The sequence below is a fragment of the Streptomyces sp. NPDC005805 genome, from assembly GCF_040630445.1.
Lineage (GTDB): Bacteria > Actinomycetota > Actinomycetes > Streptomycetales > Streptomycetaceae > Streptomyces.
In genome coordinates, this window is the sequence record NZ_JBEXXN010000125.1 from 1 (window position 1) to 1,116 (window position 1,116).

At 69.0% G+C, this 1,116-nt stretch carries 1 protein-coding gene; it reads right to left on the minus strand.

All coding sequences use genetic code 11. The features are described from left to right. On the minus strand, positions 1–1,116 hold a 1,116-nt coding region (ispG, locus tag ABZ457_RS30640; RefSeq protein WP_359164351.1), incomplete at both ends, for a flavodoxin-dependent (E)-4-hydroxy-3-methylbut-2-enyl-diphosphate synthase.

The following is a 1,116-nucleotide window of genomic DNA, read 5'->3' on the forward strand; positions in this document are numbered from 1 at the left end:
GTCCTTCTCCATCTGCTCGGCGATCTTCATGGCCTCGTCGATCAGGGTCTCCACGATCTTGGACTCGGGCACGGTCTTGATGACCTCGCCCTTGACGAAGATCTGGCCCTTGCCGTTGCCGGAGGCGACGCCGAGGTCGGCCTCGCGGGCCTCGCCGGGGCCGTTGACGACACAGCCCATGACGGCGACGCGCAGCGGGACCTCCATGCCCTCCAGGCCGGCGGTCACCTCCTCGGCCAGCTTGTAGACGTCGACCTGGGCGCGGCCGCAGGAGGGGCAGGAGACGATCTCCAGTCGGCGCTGGCGCAGGTTGAGGGACTCCAGGATCTGGATGCCGACCTTGATCTCCTCCGCGGGCGGGGCGGAGAGGGAGACCCGGATGGTGTCGCCGATGCCCTCGGAGAGCAGGGCGCCGAAGGCGACCGCGGACTTGATGGTGCCCTGGAAGGCGGGGCCGGCCTCGGTGACGCCGAGGTGGAGGGGGTAGTCGCACTGGGCGGCGAGCTGCCGGTAGGCGTTGACCATGACGACCGGGTCGTTGTGCTTGACCGAGATCTTGATGTCCCGGAAGCCGTGCTCCTCGAAGAGGGACGCCTCCCACAGGGCGGACTCGACCAGCGCCTCGGGGGTGGCCTTGCCGTACTTCTCCAGCAGGCGGCGGTCGAGGGAGCCCGCGTTGACGCCGATCCGGATGGGGGTGCCGGCCTCGCCCGCGGCCTTGGCGATCTCCTTGACCTTGTCGTCGAACTGCTTGATGTTGCCCGGGTTGACCCGGACCGCGGCGCAGCCGGCGTCGATCGCGGCGAAGACGTACTTCGGCTGGAAGTGGATGTCGGCGATCACCGGGATCTGGGACTTCCGGGCGATCGTCGAGAGGGCGTCGGCGTCGTCCTGGGTGGGGCAGGCGACCCGGACGATCTGGCAGCCGGAGGCGGTGAGCTCGGCGATCTGCTGGAGGGTGGCGCCGATGTCGGAGGTCCTGGTCGTCGTCATCGACTGCACCGACACGGGTGCGTCGCCGCCGACCGCGACCGAGCCGACCTGGATCTTCCGGCTGACCCGGCGGTCGGCGAGCTTGGTCGGAACGGACGGCATTCCGAGAGAAATTGCAGTCAT